At 44.1% G+C, this 15,476-nt stretch carries 20 protein-coding genes; 12 read left to right on the top strand and 8 right to left on the bottom strand.

The annotated features are described in order from the left end of the window. The 4 genes from map (at position 1) to PHE37_RS02205 (ending at position 2,321) form a co-directional block, all read left to right on the top strand. A complete protein-coding gene (map, locus tag PHE37_RS02220; protein WP_299995547.1) occupies positions 1 to 759 on the top strand; it encodes a type I methionyl aminopeptidase in 759 nt (252 codons plus the stop codon). Positions 760 to 769: 10 nt separating this feature from the next. Next, positions 770 to 988 (top strand): translation initiation factor IF-1, encoded by a 219-nt coding sequence (gene infA, locus PHE37_RS02215; protein WP_013459075.1) that lies wholly within the window; start codon positions 770 to 772, stop codon positions 986 to 988. A 66-nt stretch (positions 989 to 1,054) separates the two neighbouring features. Next, a complete protein-coding gene (upp, locus tag PHE37_RS02210) occupies positions 1,055 to 1,675 on the top strand; it encodes a uracil phosphoribosyltransferase (protein ID WP_299995545.1) in 621 nt (206 codons plus the stop codon). 10 nt (positions 1,676 to 1,685) lie between these two features. After that, entirely contained in the window at positions 1,686 to 2,321 is a 636-nt protein-coding gene (locus PHE37_RS02205) for a tetratricopeptide repeat protein (RefSeq protein WP_299995543.1), read from the top strand. Between the two features lie 6 nt (positions 2,322 to 2,327). Here the strand turns inward: PHE37_RS02205 and PHE37_RS02200 are convergent, their stop codons facing one another. The 3 genes from PHE37_RS02200 to PHE37_RS02190 are packed head-to-tail and all read right to left on the bottom strand — an operon-like array spanning position 2,328 to position 3,718. After that, the gene (locus tag PHE37_RS02200) at positions 2,328 to 2,645 is read right to left on the bottom strand and encodes a pyrimidine/purine nucleoside phosphorylase (RefSeq protein ID WP_299995541.1); all 318 of its coding nucleotides are present in this window, start codon (positions 2,643 to 2,645) and stop codon (positions 2,328 to 2,330) included. Positions 2,646 to 2,673: 28 nt separating this feature from the next. Beyond that, a complete protein-coding gene (locus PHE37_RS02195) occupies positions 2,674 to 2,889 on the bottom strand; it encodes a malate dehydrogenase (protein ID WP_299995539.1) in 216 nt (71 codons plus the stop codon). After that, positions 2,879 to 3,718 carry a S1-like domain-containing RNA-binding protein gene (locus PHE37_RS02190; protein WP_299995537.1) on the bottom strand — a complete coding sequence of 280 codons (840 nt, stop codon included), beginning with the start codon at positions 3,716 to 3,718 and terminating at the stop codon, positions 2,879 to 2,881. Before PHE37_RS02190 ends, PHE37_RS02195 begins: the two co-directional genes overlap by 11 nt. Before the next feature lie 41 nt (positions 3,719 to 3,759). Between PHE37_RS02190 and PHE37_RS02185 the strand changes: the two genes are divergently transcribed. The 8 genes from PHE37_RS02185 (at position 3,760) to PHE37_RS02150 (ending at position 11,680) form a co-directional block, all read left to right on the top strand. Continuing rightward, positions 3,760 to 4,512: an SDR family NAD(P)-dependent oxidoreductase gene (locus PHE37_RS02185; protein WP_299995535.1), complete on the top strand. Its 753-nt coding sequence runs from the start codon at positions 3,760 to 3,762 to the stop codon at positions 4,510 to 4,512. A 24-nt stretch (positions 4,513 to 4,536) separates the two neighbouring features. After that, positions 4,537 to 6,612, top strand: a complete 2,076-nt coding sequence (locus PHE37_RS02180; RefSeq protein ID WP_299995533.1) for a molybdopterin-dependent oxidoreductase — start codon at positions 4,537 to 4,539, stop codon at positions 6,610 to 6,612. A gap of 2 nt (positions 6,613 to 6,614) precedes the next feature. After that, on the top strand, positions 6,615 to 6,947 hold the full coding sequence (locus PHE37_RS02175; RefSeq protein ID WP_299995531.1) for a YraN family protein: 333 nt from the start codon (positions 6,615 to 6,617) through the stop codon (positions 6,945 to 6,947). 102 nt (positions 6,948 to 7,049) lie between these two features. Beyond that, complete coding sequence (gene trxA / locus PHE37_RS02170; protein ID WP_299925558.1) at positions 7,050 to 7,367, top strand: thioredoxin; 318 nt, start codon at positions 7,050 to 7,052, stop codon at positions 7,365 to 7,367. Between the two features lie 184 nt (positions 7,368 to 7,551). Next, entirely contained in the window at positions 7,552 to 8,490 is a 939-nt protein-coding gene (locus PHE37_RS02165; RefSeq protein WP_299995529.1) for an FAD-dependent oxidoreductase, read from the top strand. Positions 8,491 to 8,576: 86 nt separating this feature from the next. Next, positions 8,577 to 9,347, top strand: coding sequence for a 4-hydroxy-tetrahydrodipicolinate reductase (dapB, locus tag PHE37_RS02160; protein WP_299995527.1), 771 nt, complete (start codon positions 8,577 to 8,579; stop codon positions 9,345 to 9,347). A gap of 11 nt (positions 9,348 to 9,358) precedes the next feature. After that, positions 9,359 to 10,708: an amidophosphoribosyltransferase gene (purF, locus tag PHE37_RS02155; RefSeq protein ID WP_299995525.1), complete on the top strand. Its 1,350-nt coding sequence runs from the start codon at positions 9,359 to 9,361 to the stop codon at positions 10,706 to 10,708. A gap of 9 nt (positions 10,709 to 10,717) precedes the next feature. Beyond that, positions 10,718 to 11,680, top strand: a complete 963-nt coding sequence (locus PHE37_RS02150) for a TIGR01212 family radical SAM protein (RefSeq protein WP_299995523.1) — start codon at positions 10,718 to 10,720, stop codon at positions 11,678 to 11,680. Between the two features lie 9 nt (positions 11,681 to 11,689). Here the strand turns inward: PHE37_RS02150 and PHE37_RS02145 are convergent, their stop codons facing one another. The 5 genes from PHE37_RS02145 to PHE37_RS02125 all read right to left on the bottom strand — a co-directional run bounded on the left by PHE37_RS02145 (position 11,690) and on the right by PHE37_RS02125 (position 15,435). After that, positions 11,690 to 12,217 (bottom strand): DUF2393 family protein, encoded by a 528-nt coding sequence (locus tag PHE37_RS02145; RefSeq protein WP_299995521.1) that lies wholly within the window; start codon positions 12,215 to 12,217, stop codon positions 11,690 to 11,692. Then, the gene (locus PHE37_RS02140) at positions 12,214 to 12,729 is read right to left on the bottom strand and encodes a DUF2393 domain-containing protein (protein WP_299995519.1); all 516 of its coding nucleotides are present in this window, start codon (positions 12,727 to 12,729) and stop codon (positions 12,214 to 12,216) included. The genes PHE37_RS02145 and PHE37_RS02140 overlap by 4 nt, the downstream gene beginning before the upstream one ends. Next, positions 12,726 to 13,400 carry a bifunctional phosphoribosyl-AMP cyclohydrolase/phosphoribosyl-ATP diphosphatase HisIE gene (gene hisIE, locus PHE37_RS02135; RefSeq protein WP_299995517.1) on the bottom strand — a complete coding sequence of 225 codons (675 nt, stop codon included), beginning with the start codon at positions 13,398 to 13,400 and terminating at the stop codon, positions 12,726 to 12,728. The genes PHE37_RS02140 and hisIE overlap by 4 nt, the downstream gene beginning before the upstream one ends. 3 nt (positions 13,401 to 13,403) lie before the next feature. Next, a complete protein-coding gene (locus tag PHE37_RS02130; RefSeq protein WP_299995515.1) occupies positions 13,404 to 14,444 on the bottom strand; it encodes a prohibitin family protein in 1,041 nt (346 codons plus the stop codon). Positions 14,445 to 14,514: 70 nt separating this feature from the next. Beyond that, positions 14,515 to 15,435 (bottom strand): branched-chain amino acid transaminase, encoded by a 921-nt coding sequence (locus tag PHE37_RS02125; RefSeq protein ID WP_300008140.1) that lies wholly within the window; start codon positions 15,433 to 15,435, stop codon positions 14,515 to 14,517. Positions 15,436 to 15,476 lie beyond the last annotated feature (41 nt).

Genomic DNA, 15,476 nt, shown 5'->3' with positions numbered 1-15,476 from the left:
ATGTCGATTGCGCTACGCAAAAATGATGAAATAGCAAAACTTCGCGCCGCGAATCAAATCGTCGGTGCGACGTTGGAATTATTAGCTTCCCATACGAAACCGGGAATCACCCTGAAAGAACTTGATGCCATAGGTGAGGATTATATCCGAAGCCAAGGTGCTACTCCCTCTTTTAAAGGGCTCTACGGTTTTCCAAGTGCTGTTTGTACCTCTGTCAATGAAGTCATTATTCATGGCATTCCGACCGATTACGCTCTGTGCGAGGGTGATATTGTCGGATTTGACGTTGGAACCAAAAAAGGGGGATATTTTGGAGATGCAGCGATTTCGCTCGGAGTCGGGACAATCAGTTCCGAAGACGAAGCATTGATTGCATGTTCGAAAGACGCCCTTTATTTTGCAATTGACATTATCCGTGACGGAATGCGCTTTAAAGAGCTTTCTTACGAGATAGAGCAGTTTATTCTCGGACGGGGATTCGTACCCCTACGAGGATTCTGTGGCCACGGTATCGGGAAAAAGCCGCATGAAGAACCTGAAATCCCGAATTATTTGGACGGAACCAATGCAAAAGCGGGTCCGAAAATTAAAAACGGAATGGTATTTTGTCTGGAACCTATGATTTGCCACAAAGAAGGAACTTCCAAAATTTTGGCAAATGGCTGGGATGTGGTGAGTACGGACGGGCTGAGAGGCTCTCATTACGAGCATACGGTTGCAATTATCAACGGTAGAGCTGAAATATTATCAATCGCGTAAAGGAATATATATGGCAAAAGATGATGTCATTGAAGTAGACGGAAAGATTATTGAGGCACTACCAAACGCAACGTTTCGTGTTGAGTTGCCTAACGGTCATGTTATTTTGTGTCATATCGCAGGAAAAATGCGAATGCACTACATTAAAATCCTTCCTGGGGATACGGTGAAAATCGAACTTACCCCATACAGTTTGGACAAAGGGCGAATTACCTATCGCTACAAATAAGTGTCACTGCTTAGGCAGTCGACATACTTATATACTATAATAGTGCATCTTTTTGAAAGTGAAATTATGCACACTCATCCAGAACACCCCCTTCTACAATCACTCGTCAATACGCTGCGAGACATAACCATTTCCCCTTTAACCTTTCGTCATACGATCCATGAAATAACAAAAATATTGCTCTACGAAGCCATGAGAACGTTTCCCATGAAACCGTATACGGTAATGTCATGGCGAGGAGAACAAACTATACAGCGAATCGATGAATCAGAAATTATGGTCGTATCCGTTTTGAGGGCGGCATTACCGATGCATGATGCCGTTATTAATACTCTGACTCATTCGGTATCGGGATTTTTAGGAATCAAACGGGATGAAGTGACGCATAAAAGTCATCTGTACTACGACCGTGTCGGTGATTGCAAGGGTAAAACCGTCATTTTGGTCGATCCTATGGTTGCGACAGGCGGATCATTGTGTGATGCGATTGAAGTTTTAGAAAAAAAAGGGGCGGATGAAATACTTTCCCTTAATATTATTGCATCACCGGAGGGACTCAGCGTGATAGAGGATATGTATCCGAATGTCAAAATATTTATTGCACAAATCGATGAGAGGCTGGATGAGAATAAATTTATTATTCCGGGATTGGGTGATGCAGGTGATCGGGCATTTAATACCCTTTGAAATGACGAAAATGATGCGCTGGATACTGTTTCTTATAAGCGTTGGAGAGCTTACCGCAATGTTGGCGGCTGAGCCGAAAAGCAAAGAAGCTCAAAAGTCCTTTTGGGAAACCTATACAGCAGCATTGCGCGGTGATAAAGTATCGCAGTTTAATGTGGGTGTCATATATGAACGTGGGATTGGAGTAGAACAAAACCAATCGATGGCCGTACAATGGTATGAAAAAGCAGCTGAGCAGGGGCATGTGGATGCACAGTATAATATAGCGATAATGTACGTTGCTGGACGGGGAGTTGATCAAAATACCTCTAAGGGGATGATGTGGCTTGCCAATGCAGCAAAGCAGGGAGACAAAGAATCACGAAAACTTTTGTTGGAAGTAATCGACGGCAAGTACGATAAATTTGTCAAACCCAAATTGGACAAGGGCATTTCCATCACCGCACTTCGTATGAAAACACTTAAAGATACCATGATTTGCGATAGCGCAGGAGAATGTACTCCGATTAAAGCTCACATAACGGTAACGTCAAAGATAAAAAACGGCAAATACTATAAAGTTAGCGGAGTCGGCGGAAAAAACGGGTGGGAACCGTATGAAAAAGAGGGTTGGATAGAGGAAGCCAGCGTTGAAATTCAACGCTGAACCAAACTATTCTTTGATGTAGCTGCAGCAGTAATCACTAATCGTTTTGACTTTGAGATTAAATGAACTGTTGGCAGGGACTTCAAAACTTTGCGGTCCTTTGATCGTGATCCATTCTTCAGAACTCGGAAGCTGAATATCCATCTCTCCGCTCATGATTTCCATGATCTCTTTATCGCCGGTACCGAAAGTATATTCTCCCGGTGCCATAATTCCGAGGGTTTTAACACTTCCATCGGCAAATTGGATGGTACGGCTGGAAACTTTTCCGTCAAAATAGAGATTGGCTTTTTTGATAATGGTGACATTTTCAAATTGAGACATAGTGGTCCTTTTTAAATTAATGGCGCAATTATAGCGGATTGAGTTCTTGCTTGATCTTTTTAGGCAAATGGGCAAACGGGAAATCGGTGACGATTTTTTTTTCTTTACCATCAGTAATATGTACTTCTAAAAGCATTGTATCGCGGTTAAAACTGATCAGAGTAAAGGTTTGATCGTTCTCTGTATAGACGAGATTACGCGATTTGAGATGGGTGAAAGGGCTTTTGCGTGGTCTATATCCCATAAATTCCGTTCTCCTGAGCTGTTATTTTTTTGCTATCGACGAGCTGGGTCAGTGCAGCTTTGAAATTCTTTTTACTGAGTCCAAACGTTTTTTGAATTAAATCCGGATCACTTTTATAGTTGTATGGAAGCATTCCGCCGTTGGATTGGATCATTGAGAGGATCTTATCTGCAGCGCTTGAAGCTTTTGCTTTCCCGATCATTTGGAGTGAAAGGTCGAGTTTGCCGTCCGGGCGTAGTACTTTTACAAATCCTTTTTTGATCTGCCCGACTCGGACATCTTCAAAAATTTCATTAGCGTAGATCATCCCTTCGTATTTATGGTCAACGATTACTTTATATCCCATAGGGGTTTTTGCAATAATCATAAATTCTACGGGTGTGTTAGGATAAAAACTTTTTGGAGGGGTCTCTAGTGCCCCGCTGATCTTTTCGGTTCCGACAAGACGGTTGGTCTGTTCATCGAGGATGACACGGACAAGCCGTTTTTCACCGACGGCAAACGGTCGTTTTTGGAGAGTTCGGGGAACAAAAAGATCTTTGGGCAATCCCCAATTAACAAACGCACCGATAGGGGTTGTATCGACAACTTCGACAAATGCGATTTCACCCAACATCGCTTTAGGCATTACGGTTGTCGCAACGGGGCGGTCTTCGCTGTCGGTGTAGATGAATACATCAATCGTATCGCCGATGTGCATGGTGTCTGTTACATACTGGTTGGGCAATAAAATATCGCTCCCATCCAATGCGCGTAAAAAAAGTCCGGGTGTCGTATCCCGGTCGATAACGAGGATATTGATTTCCCCGATTTTTAGTGTTTCATTCATGGGTATAATTATATCGACTATTTGCTTGCAGGAGAAAAAGGGTGAGAATTGTAATAACAGGTGCAAGCAGCGGTTTAGGTGAAGCGTTGGCGCTTCATTACGCGACTCAAGAGAATCAGTTGGTATTAATTGCACGCAGAGAAGATCGATTGGCGGATGTGGTGATTCGATGCCGAGACAAAGGCTCAGAAGTCGAAATGATTGTCGCCGATGTCAATGATTTCGAGCGAATGCGGGAGATCGGAACAGATTTGTGTGCAAAGCCGATCGATCGTATCATCCTCAATGCGGGGGTATCGGTAGGGCATTCGGGCGGAGTAACTCCGTTTGAGGATTTTTACCGTTTGTTTCAAACCAATTTTCTGAGTGTTCACGCATTATTAGAACCGATCATCCCGAAACTGATAGAACAAAAGTCGGGAGAGATTGTATTTATCTCTTCACTCGCATCGCACTTGACGATGCCGACATCGATCGCCTACAGCAGTTCCAAACGGGCTATTAACGCGTATGCCGAAGGGCTTTATTTTCAGCTAAAACCGCATGGCATTACAGTTATGACGATCATGCCCGGATTTATCGATTCGGAGATGACGCAAAAGAATCGCTTTAAAATGCCGTTTTTAATGAATACGGAAGACGGTGTCGCGCGGATCACCCATGCGATTAAACGGAAAAAAATACGGTACGCTTTTCCTTTTAGGTTTTACTTAATGATTCGAATTGTCTCACTATTTCCGCAGTCCTTAAGAGACAAAATTGTAAACTTCACTAATTTTAAAAAGGGTGCATAACCCGTACTATCAAGGAAATATCCGATGGTTATCGACAGCGTTTGTACCTATTGCGGTGTAGGATGTGATATTTCCGCTGAGGTTGAGGATAATAAAATCCAAAAAATCTTTGCCAAAGAAGAAGGGGTCGTCTCTCAGGGGCGATTATGTATTAAAGGAAAGCAGGGATGGGATTTTGTTACCCACCCAAAACGCCTTCGTAATGCACGGGTCCGTAAATCGTTTTTAGCCAAAAATGCGATATTGTTTGCTGATTTGGATATGGATTATCTGGAACCGGTTGATCACGATTTTTACGAGATCAGTTATGAGAGTGCCTATGAGCTTGTTGCCCGTAAACTCCGATCAATTACCGATGAGTTCGGTTCACACAGTTTTGCCGCTATCGGTGGAGCACGTACCAGTTGTGAGAGTTCCTATCTATTCCAGCACTTTACCCGCCATGTAGTCGGATCTCCGCATGTTGACAACTGTGCCCGTGTTTGTCACTCTCCCTCACTCAAAGGGATGCGTACAACGATCGGAGAGGGGGCTATGACCAATCCGTTCGATGATATTTATGAGACGGAATATATGGTCGTGATGGGGTCGAACACGACCGAAGGGCATCCGATCGTTGCTAACCGTATGCTCGATGTGATCAAACAAAAAAATATTGAATTAGCCGTGTTGGATGTGCGCCGTATCCAGCTCTCCAAATCCGCTACCAATCATTTGAGTATCCCTTACGAAGCCAATCTGATGGTTCTGAATATGCTGGCCTATGTCATCATCAGCGAGAATTTGGTGAATACCGAATTTGTGAACAGTCGTACCAAAGGATATGAGGAGTATAAACGCTCTATTTTAAACGATCCGTATGCAAATCCTGACTATCTCCTCCAAATTCCGGGCTATGAATCCCTCGCGGATGAGATTCGTATTGTCGCCCGTAAATACGCGACGCGTAAAAGTCTCTTTTTCTGGGGGCTCGGGATTACGGAACATCTGGACGGTTCGTACGCCGTGATGGCGATTACCCATTTGGCAATGCTAACCGGAAATATCGGCAAGCGCGGTGCCGGACTCATGCCGCTTCGGGGACAAAATAACGTGCAGGGAACGTGTGATGTAGGGATGCTTCCATACTATGCTCCCGATTATCAACCGCCCAAAGAGGTAGGGATGATGACTCCTGATTTGATCGATGCGATGGTCGATGGAAAGATTAAAGCCCTCTATAATATCAGCGAAGACATTGCCCATATCCATCCGAATCAGAATAAAATTCATGCAGCCCTCGGAAATCTCGATTTATTAGTCGTGAATGAACTTTTTGATAACGAAATTACTAAATTTGCGGATATCATCTTCGGGGTTAAAAGTGCCTATGAGAAAACAGGGGTGTATGTGAATGCCGAGAGACGTCTGCATCTCTCCCAACCTCTTATTCATGTGATGATGCCCGATGACTGGGAAGTAATCGCCGAAATTTCTAAACGATACGGAACAGATTTCGGATTTAAAAATTCCCGCGATGTCTGGGAACGAGTGAGGGTTGATGCTCCGATGCGTTTTGGCGGGGCGAGCTATGAAAAACTTGAAACCAACCGTCTGCGCGGGCTGCAATGGCCGGTACAGGAAGAGGATATGCCGGTATTGCATATCGACACGTTCCGAACCAAAGACGGTTTCGGATCATTCCGCTATAAACAATATGAGCCGAGAGGTCAGGTTGCAGAACTCATAAATGCAAAGGCTCATGAGGGATATTACCTTACAACCGGACGTGTGCTCGTACATTATAACAATAGTGCCCAGACCAACTCGTGTGACAAATTAAGCCGTTCTCACAGTGAAGATACACTGCTTGTGAGTGTAGAAGATGAAGACTTCTTCGAGTACAAGGATTTCGTGGTTCTCAAAAGCGAGTACGGGCAAAGTGCTCCGCTTCGTGTAAAAGTGAGTTCGACCGTTAAAAAAGGGACCCTTTTTACCACATTCCATCATGCGAAGAGTAATATTAACTTTCTGTTTGGGGATGAAGCGGACGAGTTGATCAAAACGGCACGATTCAAATCGATCAAAGTCGAGGTAATCAAACCCGACTATCTGGAGTAGTTGTGCACACGCGCGCTCGTGGCAATATCGCCGAAGAACGCGGATGCGAGTATTTACGAAACAATGGCCTTCGAATCATTGACCGGAACGTCTATAACCGTTTCGGAGAGATCGATATTATTGCGATGCACAATAATGTGCTCCATTTTGTTGAAGTGAAAAGTGCGATGACCTATGAACAGGCCGTGAACAATATCACCTGTGCAAAACTGCAAAAATTAAACCGTGCCATCCAAACCTATCTTCAGCAAAAGCGGCTCAATCTTGAGTATTGTATTGATGCCCTTATTATCACGGATAACGAGATAGAGTGGATTGAAAACATTACCCTTTAACCCCTTTTCCCTGAGAAAAAATGTGAGAGTTATGTAATAAGTCATTTTAAAGATTGTGGCGTTATAATGACCCCATATAAACATTGAACTCAAGGAAGTCACATGGCTAAATACACTGAATTGACAGTATCTAATTTTGACGAAGTAACTAAAGAGGGTGTCTCTTTGGTAGATTTTTGGGCTCCATGGTGTGGGCCTTGCCGTATGATCGCTCCGGTTATCGAAGAGTTGGCGGGTGAATTTGAAGGTAAAGCAAAAATCTGTAAAGTAAATACAGATGAAGAACAAGATATCGCTGTAAAATACGGTATTCGCTCTATCCCAACAATCCTTTTCTTCAAAAACGGTGAAGTTGTTGAACAAATGGTTGGTGCTGCATCAAAACAAGCGTTCGCTGACAAACTAAACGCTTTACTGTAACTTTGTCTTTATCTAAGAAGGGGAACGCTCCTCTTCTAAACCCCACTCATATATATTTCATGAATTTATTTTAATTATAAATAAAATCTTAACTTTTCCCCATTTGATCCCTTAAAAGTGCCTCTTTATTTATTAAACTGTATCATATATTTATATTAATGTTTTCGAAAACAGGAGATTACGAATGTTGGATTGTGCGATTATCGGAGGAGGACCTGCAGGATTGACTGCCGGTTTGTATACGACACGCGGCGGCTTGGAAAACGTTACGATGTTTGAAAAAGGGATGCCGGGCGGACAGATTACGATGAGTTCTGAAATCGAAAACTATCCGGGCGTTACAGGTCATATTACGGGAATGGATTTGATGATTCCGTGGCCGGAGCAGTGCCAACGTTTCGGGCTTAAGCATGAAATGTCGGAAGTAAACCGTGTTTCACGCCGCGAAGACGGTATTTTTTTGGTTCAAAAATCCGACGGCAGCATTGATGAAGCTAAAAGTGTTATCGTATGTACCGGTTCAACGCCGAAACGGGCAGGATTTAGCGGTGAAGATACTTTTTTTGGACGGGGTGTCAGTACCTGCGCAACATGCGACGGATTTTTCTATAAAGGTAAAGAAGTAGCAGTTATCGGCGGAGGGGATACGGCTCTTGAAGAAGCACTGTATTTGGCAAAAATTTGTTCCAAAGTCTATCTTATCCATCGTCGTGATACCTTTCGTTCCGCGCCGAATACGATAGCGAGAGTCAAAGAGACGGCGAATATTGAGCTGGTATTAAATGCAATTCCTCAAGAGGTTTTCGGGGATAAAATGGGTGTTAATGGAATTCATGTGAAGTTACAAGATGGAACTTTGCGTCAAATTGATGTTCCCGGTGTCTTTGTTTTTGTCGGAAATAATGTCAATAATCAGGTATTGATTCAAGAAGACGGCAGCTTCTTATGTGAAATGACTCCATGGGGAGAAGTGAAAGTCGATTTGAGTATGAAAACATCGGTTCCGGGTCTTTACGCAGCCGGAGATATGCGTGCCGAAGCTCCCAAACAAGTGGTCTGTGCCGCAGGTGACGGCGCAGTAGCCGCATTGCAGGCAATCGCATATGTGGATGGACACCATTAACATTTTTTAATGAAAGCGTTTACGCCCTTTTTAAAGACGAAGAGGGTAAAATGCCGAAGAATAATGCAGTATAGGGATTGTCTAAAATGATAAGAGCAGGTGTATTTGGCGCTGGCGGGCGTGTCGGAAAGCTGTTGATTGAAGATTTGCGCCATGAGAGTGAGATTTCATTAGGGGCGGTATATGTCCGTAATGAACTCAATTTTTCAATCGATCCTTCTGTCTTGGTAACGAATGATATGGTGACGTTACTCAAAGGAAGCGATGTTGTCATCGATTTCTCATTGCCTGAAGCGACACAGGTTTTGCTGGAAAAAGCGATTGAACATCCAAAACCTTTGGTTATCGGAACAACAGGATTGGACACCCATCAAATGAACCTGCTTAAAACAGCAAGTGAGTCGATGCCGATTTTGTATGCGACGAATATGTCTTTAGGGGTTGCATTGCTGAATCAGCTTGTACATCTTGCATCTAAAACGCTTGACGGATTCGATATCGAGATCGTTGAACAGCATCACCGTCATAAAAAAGATGCTCCAAGCGGAACGGCATTGACGTTGGCTCACTCTGCAGCTGCCGGACGAAATCTTGATTTGGATGCGGTGCGTGTCAGCGGACGCAACGGAAATATCGGAGAACGTTCCAAAGATGAAATCGCAGTGATGGCATTGCGCGGCGGCGATATCGTCGGACGCCATACCGTCGGGTTTTATAATGACGGTGAATTCATTGAGCTTCACCATACCGCAACGACCCGTAATACCTTTTCTAAAGGTGCTATTCGTGCCGCAAAATGGCTTGCCGGAAAACCAAACGGTTTATACAGTATTCAAGACTGTTTAGAACTTGCATAAGGAAACACACAGTGCGTAGTTTAAATGAAAAATGTGCGGTAGTCGGTATTTTCGACCATCCCGAGGCGTCCAAACTGGCTTATTTCTCTCTCCATGCTCTTCAACATCGCGGACAAGAAGCCGCAGGTATCAGTACCAGCAACGGTGAAAAACTGTATACGATCAAAGACCGCGGGTTGGTAACACAAGTGTTCGATACCCAAAAACTCAACACCCTCAAAGGACATATGGCGATCGGTCATACCCGCTATTCAACGGCAGGAGACGATTCGATTTTGGACGCTCAGCCGGTATTTGCCCGATATGATTTGGGAGAGATGTCGATTGTTCACAACGGAAATCTCACCAATGCCAAAGAGGTGCGTGATGCCCTGATTAAAAAAGGGGCGATTTTCCAAACCTTTATGGATACCGAAAATCTGATCCATTTGATCGCAAAGAGTGATCAGCATCATCTTACGGATCGTATTATCGATGCGGTCAAAAAGATCGAGGGAGCGTATTCGCTTGTCTTCCTAAGCCGTTCTAAAATGTTCGCAATGCGTGATCCACACGGATTCCGACCTCTCAGTCTCGGACGTGTGGGGGATGGATACGTTGTTGCATCGGAGACGTGTGCATTTGATCTGATCGGTGCGGAGTATATCCGTGACGTTGAGCCGGGCGAATTGTTGATTTTCGAAAAAGGGAAAGCCCCTAAATCGATCAAAGTGTTCGAACCAACTCCAAAACACTGTATTTTCGAATATGTCTATTTTGCCCGTCCTGATTCGAATGTCTATACTCAAAACGTCTATGAGATGCGTAAGGCGATGGGGAAAGCATTGGCACGTGAACAGCCGGTCGTCGCCGATATGGTTGTTCCTGTCCCTGACGGAGGCGTTCCCGCTGCCATCGGTTATGCTCAAGAGAGCGGTATTCCGTTTGAAATGGCGATTATGCGAAATCACTACATCGGACGTACGTTTATCGAGCCGACTCAAGAGATGCGCGATTTGAAAGTTAAAATGAAACTTTCTCCTATCGAGCGTTTGATCAAAGGAAAACGCATTATTGTCATCGATGACTCGATCGTCCGCGGTACAACCAGTCGACAGATCGTTCGTATGCTTAAAGCTGCAGGGGCGGCAGAAGTCCATATGCGTATTTCGAGCCCTCCGACAACCGATCCTTGCTACTATGGTGTTGACACTCCGGATAAAGAAAAACTGATTGCAGCCAATATGGCCAATGATGAGATTTGTGCATTTATCGAAGCAGATTCTCTCGGGTATTTGAGCAATGAAGCACTGTTGCAGAGTGTCAACGGCAAAGAAGAGAATTATTGTACTGCCTGCTTTACCGGCAAATACATTATTTAAGCATAATCGATGCGGGAACAGATTTTTACGTTCGGGCAGTATCTGCATCGTAAATTTGGGACAAAAGTCTCCAAAGTTCCTGTTTCTATTTCGGGATTTACCTGCCCGAATATCGACGGTACGGTTGCAAAGGGCGGCTGTACCTTTTGCGAAAATGATTCATTTAGTCCGAGTTTAGATCGTGCGCGTGAACTAAAAGGTTTTTTTCTCAATCTTCAATCCACAACGAACCCCCATTTGGAAAAACAGCTTCAGCAAGTACAATGGCAATTTGAAGCACTCTCAAAACGTCTTCATAATGAGAACGGTACCAAAAAGTATATGGTCTACTTTCAAAGCTTTACCAATACCTATGCCCCTTTTGAAACACTTAAAGCGCTTTATGAAAAAGCATTGTCGTTTGAGAATGTCGTTGGACTCAGTATCGGAACACGTTCGGACAGTATCAGCGATGAGACATTTGAATATCTGGCAGAACTTTCCAAAAAAACCGAAATTTGGGTTGAGTTTGGGATTCAATCGATTTATGATGAAACACTGGTACGAATTAATCGCGGACATGACAGCGCTAATGTAAAAGAGGCGATTTTAAAAGCCAAATCGCATGGTTTGAACGTATGCGGACATTTGATATTCGGTCTCCCCGGAGAGACAAAAGAGATGATGTTGGAGACGGCAAAAGCAGCCTATGCATTAGGGATTGATTCGGTCAAATACCATCCACTGTATGTCGTAAAACGGACAGCTCTGGCCAATGAGTATGCCAGAGGAGAGTTTGAGCCCATTTCACAAGAACTTTATTTGGAAGTCCTCATCGAGGCATTGCGATTAAAACCCTCAGGAGTCAGCGTACAGAGGATTACTGCAGGGATTGACGATGATTCATTGATCGCACCGCAGTGGTGTAGAGATAAAAACGAGCAATTCCGTGCCGTCAATGAGGCACTTGCAACCGTAGGATTAAAGTATTAAACCCTATCTTTAGTGCGCAATGGCTTTAGTACGATAAGAGGTATCGTTAAAATACGGCGGATAATCGATCATAATCGTAAAGGCTTTGGAATAACCCGGAGGCAGATCGGTAGCGATTGTATAGTCGTAATTGATTGTTTGGGGTTGATACTTGGAATCAAAAGCTTCATTGAAGGCATGCGGAGCCCCTCCGAATATACCGGATTGCTGTTTCTGGGTATTTTGAAGCGTAAGTTCCAACTGTACTCTTGCAAGGGGATATTCTCCCATGTTTTTAACGACTCCGGTAAAAACGATTTGTTCACTCTGGAGTAGACGATCATGCTTGAGGTTAAAAATCTTGGCTTTTTTCGTGTAACTTTCCAACCCTGCCAGCACGATAAAGGTACCGGCACTGATTAAAATCAATGAGACGAATAAGATTGCGAGCTGCTGTATCAGACGTTTAGCCTGAAGGGCTGAAAAGATTGAGAGTACAATTAACAGCAGGGCGATAACAAGCACCAAATAGTGCCAGACTGTTAGATAGATATTCATCGGCACTCCACTTTGTAGGTTAGATTATAGTCTTTATCATACCTAAACGGCTCAACAAACATTTTAAACGGAGCCGATTTTCCGGGTTCTATCGTTTTTGTGATGGTCATTGAGCTTTTCTTGAACGGTATGTAGGGGTAGATTTTATCGATATATTTGTAATGGGTCACTTTGTAGACACCGGCATGAATCGTACATTCGTTAAACGTGCGTTTGGAAGTATTATTGATATCCCCTTTGATGAGGATCGCTTCCGTGAATTGGAGGGGTTTGACTTCATGAATAATAAGAGTGTGTTTAAATAGGTATTGATGCAGTGCAAGGTATCCGGCGACCGGGCCTACAGTTAGCACTCCAAAAGCGGTAAAGACCAAAAAAATAGCAAGTCCCATTTTTTTTCGTAAAACGATTGCCAAAATGAGCAGTAAAAGAAAAAGAATGAAAATACCTCCGAACAGGAGGTAATCGTAAATCAAAAGATGGTGAATAAAATCGATGATTCGGTTTTTCATTTGTTCCTAGAGTTTTTCTCCGCAATGCCGCTTATTCCACTACGGCGAGCGAGTTCCTGTTTAATTCGATCCGGCGAGATATTCTTATGCCCTAGAGCCACCAGTACGTGATACACTAAATCGGCACATTCGTAAATAATTTCATCTTCATTGCCGTCTTTGACCGCAAAACTGAACTCTCCTGCCTCTTCAACGACTTTTTTGAGTATAGCATTGTCACCGCTGCTGAGAAGTTTGGCAGTCCAAGAACTGGAAGGATCGCTGTTTTTTCGTGAAAGAATGGTGTGGTACAGTTCGTCGATAATTCCGTATGCGGCAGCGGTATCGATTTGAGGCTCGCTGATACTCTCTCCGGATTCGATATCAGTGAAGAAACACGATTTACGCCCCGTATGACAGGCTACCCCTTCTTGGCGTACCATGATCAATAACGTATCGTTGTCGCAATCAAGCAAAAAGCGTTCGATATGTTGGATATGTCCGCTACTTTCCCCTTTTTTCCAGAGACGTTGTTTGGAACGGGAGAAATAGTGCGCTGTTTTTGTGGCGAGAGAAAGTTCGAGAGCCTCACGGTTCATATAGGCCATCATCAAGACCTCCAAAGTGGTGGAGTCCTGTACGATTACGGGGAGAAGATCGGATTTCGCCCAGTCGATTTGATCCAGATTCATCGATTACTTCCCTGTTGAACTTAATTTTTCATTATCGATGTTTTTCGTATCGAGCCAAATATTCGGTGTAGAGCCTCCAGGCGTGAGGAAAATTTTGGCATCTTTATTCTCTTTCAACGCCTCGTTAAATTTCCCTTGTACCTGGATTTGCTCTAATTTGAGCAAGCCTGGAGTCAAAGAAGCACCGATAAGACGGTTTGCTTTTGCCTGAGCTTCTGCCTGAATGGTAATAGCGTTAGCGGTACCTTGAGCTTCCGTCTCTTTTTTGAATGCCTCTTGTTTGGCCCGCTCAACATCTTGCTGGGCACGCTCTACCTCTTGTTTTGCAACCTGTACCCGTTCGATCTGGTCTTTTACTTTTTGAGGAAGGGTTATTTCACGCAGTTGAACCGACTCGAGTGCGGCAGGGGAATTTTTACCGTGTTCAATGGCACTTCGAATTCCGGATTCAATTTTCAGGGCGATCGTATTACGCATGATCGGAAGGGATTCCGCTTCGTATTGACCGACAACGTTTCGAACGACATCGCGGGCAACCGGGTCAATGATTTTATCTTCCCAGTTAAAGCCCCAGTTGGAAACGGTTTGTGACGCAAGTTGTGCATTCATACGGTATTGGACGGTAATATCGATAGCAACTGGAAGCCCCCGTTTATCGAGGACGGTGATTGCCGGTTTGAGCAAAATACCGTCTCCTGCGGCAGCGGCACTGTCGACTTTGGCACTGTAGTTAATAACATGCATTTTAGTATCAACAATGTAAATTTGCTGGATGAGCGGAATCATAAAATGAAGTCCGGGCAGGAGCGCTTGAGATTCGTATTTTCCGTTGGTGGATAAAATTCCCCGCTCTCCCTCTGTGATGATGATAAACGGTTTGGCCAGAAGGAGCAACAAGACAACCCCTGCGATAAACCACAACGCACCCACTTTATTGCCGTTCATATTGAAATCGATTTTGGGTGGTTTAGGAGCTTGAAATCCGCCCCCTCGTTGCTCTTCTTTTTTCTTTTTGTTGAAATAGTCGTTCATATCACTAGCCATAGGGTCAATCCTTCATAATGATTCATGTAAACGGGTTAGTGCCGATTTTGCTTCGGCAAAAACCCATTTTTTAATTAATGTACGTTAAGTAGTGATCGTAATCAGGATTACGACCGCAAACAATGTCAAAGTATCCGGTTTGAATTTTTTCCGTCAACGGTCCGCGTCCGCCTGCGCCCAATACGCGGGCATCCACTTCGCGGATAGGGGTGATTTCGGCAGCGGTTCCGGTAAGGAACGCTTCATCGGCAACGTAAATCTCTTCACGTGTGATTTTTCTGCGGGTTACTTTGATTCCCATGTTTTCTGCCATTTCAATGACAGTTTTTTGGGTAATCGAAACAAGGGAGTTGTCATTCGGTGGGGTGATAAGCTCGCCGTCTTTGATTAAAAAGAAAGATGCTCCGCTTGCCTCGGCTACGTATCCTTCATCATCAAGAAGCAACGCTTCATCATACCCCGCTTCAACCGCTTCGAATTTTGCCATTTGGCTGTTGAGGTAGTTACCAACCGCTTTAGCTTTACCCATATTGGATTTGTTGTTCGGGCGGCTGAACGATGAGATTTTGAGACGGATACCCCGTTTCATCCCTTCTTCGCCGAGGTATGCACCCCATTCCCATGCGGCAACAGATACTTCTACCGGTGCTTCTTTATGATAAACGCCCATAACCCCGTATCCCAGATAAACGATCGGACGGAGATAGACATTTTCTCCGGTAAATTCGTTCGCTTTCAACAGCTCGATTTGCGCTTTATTAAGCTCTTCTACCGTGTACGGGACGGTAATAAGGGTCATTTTTGCCGATTCGATCAGACGCTTTGTGTGATCGTTCAAGCGAAAAATTGCATACCCTTTAGGGGTTTTATACGCTTTAGTCCCTTCGATAGCACCGTTTCCGTAGTGCAGTGTGTGGGAAAGGACGTGAATTTTTGCTTCACTCCACGGGAGCAGTTTGCCATTCATCCAAATATATTTGGCTTCATTCATAGGGAAGATCTCCAAAAGAAAAATTGGGAGATTTTAGCGCA

This window comes from Sulfuricurvum sp. (assembly GCF_028681615.1).
Classification (GTDB): Bacteria; Campylobacterota; Campylobacteria; order Campylobacterales; family Sulfurimonadaceae; genus Sulfuricurvum.
This window is presented reverse-complemented; position numbering and strand designations above follow the sequence as displayed.

Bases quoted from the DNA above. Each gene is read 5' to 3' on its own strand.
- map (WP_299995547.1), top strand. From the start codon at position 1: ATGTCGATTGCGCTACGCAAAAATGATGAAATAGCAAAACTTCGCGCC.
- infA (WP_013459075.1), top strand. From the start codon at position 770: ATGGCAAAAGATGATGTCATTGAAGTAGACGGAAAGATTATTGAGGCA.
- upp (WP_299995545.1), top strand. From the start codon at position 1,055: ATGCACACTCATCCAGAACACCCCCTTCTACAATCACTCGTCAATACG.
- PHE37_RS02205 (WP_299995543.1), top strand. From the start codon at position 1,686: ATGATGCGCTGGATACTGTTTCTTATAAGCGTTGGAGAGCTTACCGCA.
- PHE37_RS02200 (WP_299995541.1), bottom strand. From the start codon at position 2,645: ATGTCTCAATTTGAAAATGTCACCATTATCAAAAAAGCCAATCTCTAT.
- PHE37_RS02195 (WP_299995539.1), bottom strand. From the start codon at position 2,889: ATGGGATATAGACCACGCAAAAGCCCTTTCACCCATCTCAAATCGCGT.
- PHE37_RS02190 (WP_299995537.1), bottom strand. From the start codon at position 3,718: ATGAATGAAACACTAAAAATCGGGGAAATCAATATCCTCGTTATCGAC.
- PHE37_RS02180 (WP_299995533.1), top strand. From the start codon at position 4,537: ATGGTTATCGACAGCGTTTGTACCTATTGCGGTGTAGGATGTGATATT.
- trxA (WP_299925558.1), top strand. From the start codon at position 7,050: ATGGCTAAATACACTGAATTGACAGTATCTAATTTTGACGAAGTAACT.
- PHE37_RS02165 (WP_299995529.1), top strand. From the start codon at position 7,552: ATGTTGGATTGTGCGATTATCGGAGGAGGACCTGCAGGATTGACTGCC.
- dapB (WP_299995527.1), top strand. From the start codon at position 8,577: ATGATAAGAGCAGGTGTATTTGGCGCTGGCGGGCGTGTCGGAAAGCTG.
- PHE37_RS02150 (WP_299995523.1), top strand. From the start codon at position 10,718: ATGCGGGAACAGATTTTTACGTTCGGGCAGTATCTGCATCGTAAATTT.
- PHE37_RS02145 (WP_299995521.1), bottom strand. From the start codon at position 12,217: ATGAATATCTATCTAACAGTCTGGCACTATTTGGTGCTTGTTATCGCC.
- PHE37_RS02140 (WP_299995519.1), bottom strand. From the start codon at position 12,729: ATGAAAAACCGAATCATCGATTTTATTCACCATCTTTTGATTTACGAT.
- hisIE (WP_299995517.1), bottom strand. From the start codon at position 13,400: ATGAATCTGGATCAAATCGACTGGGCGAAATCCGATCTTCTCCCCGTA.
- PHE37_RS02130 (WP_299995515.1), bottom strand. From the start codon at position 14,444: ATGGCTAGTGATATGAACGACTATTTCAACAAAAAGAAAAAAGAAGAG.
- PHE37_RS02125 (WP_300008140.1), bottom strand. From the start codon at position 15,435: ATGAATGAAGCCAAATATATTTGGATGAATGGCAAACTGCTCCCGTGG.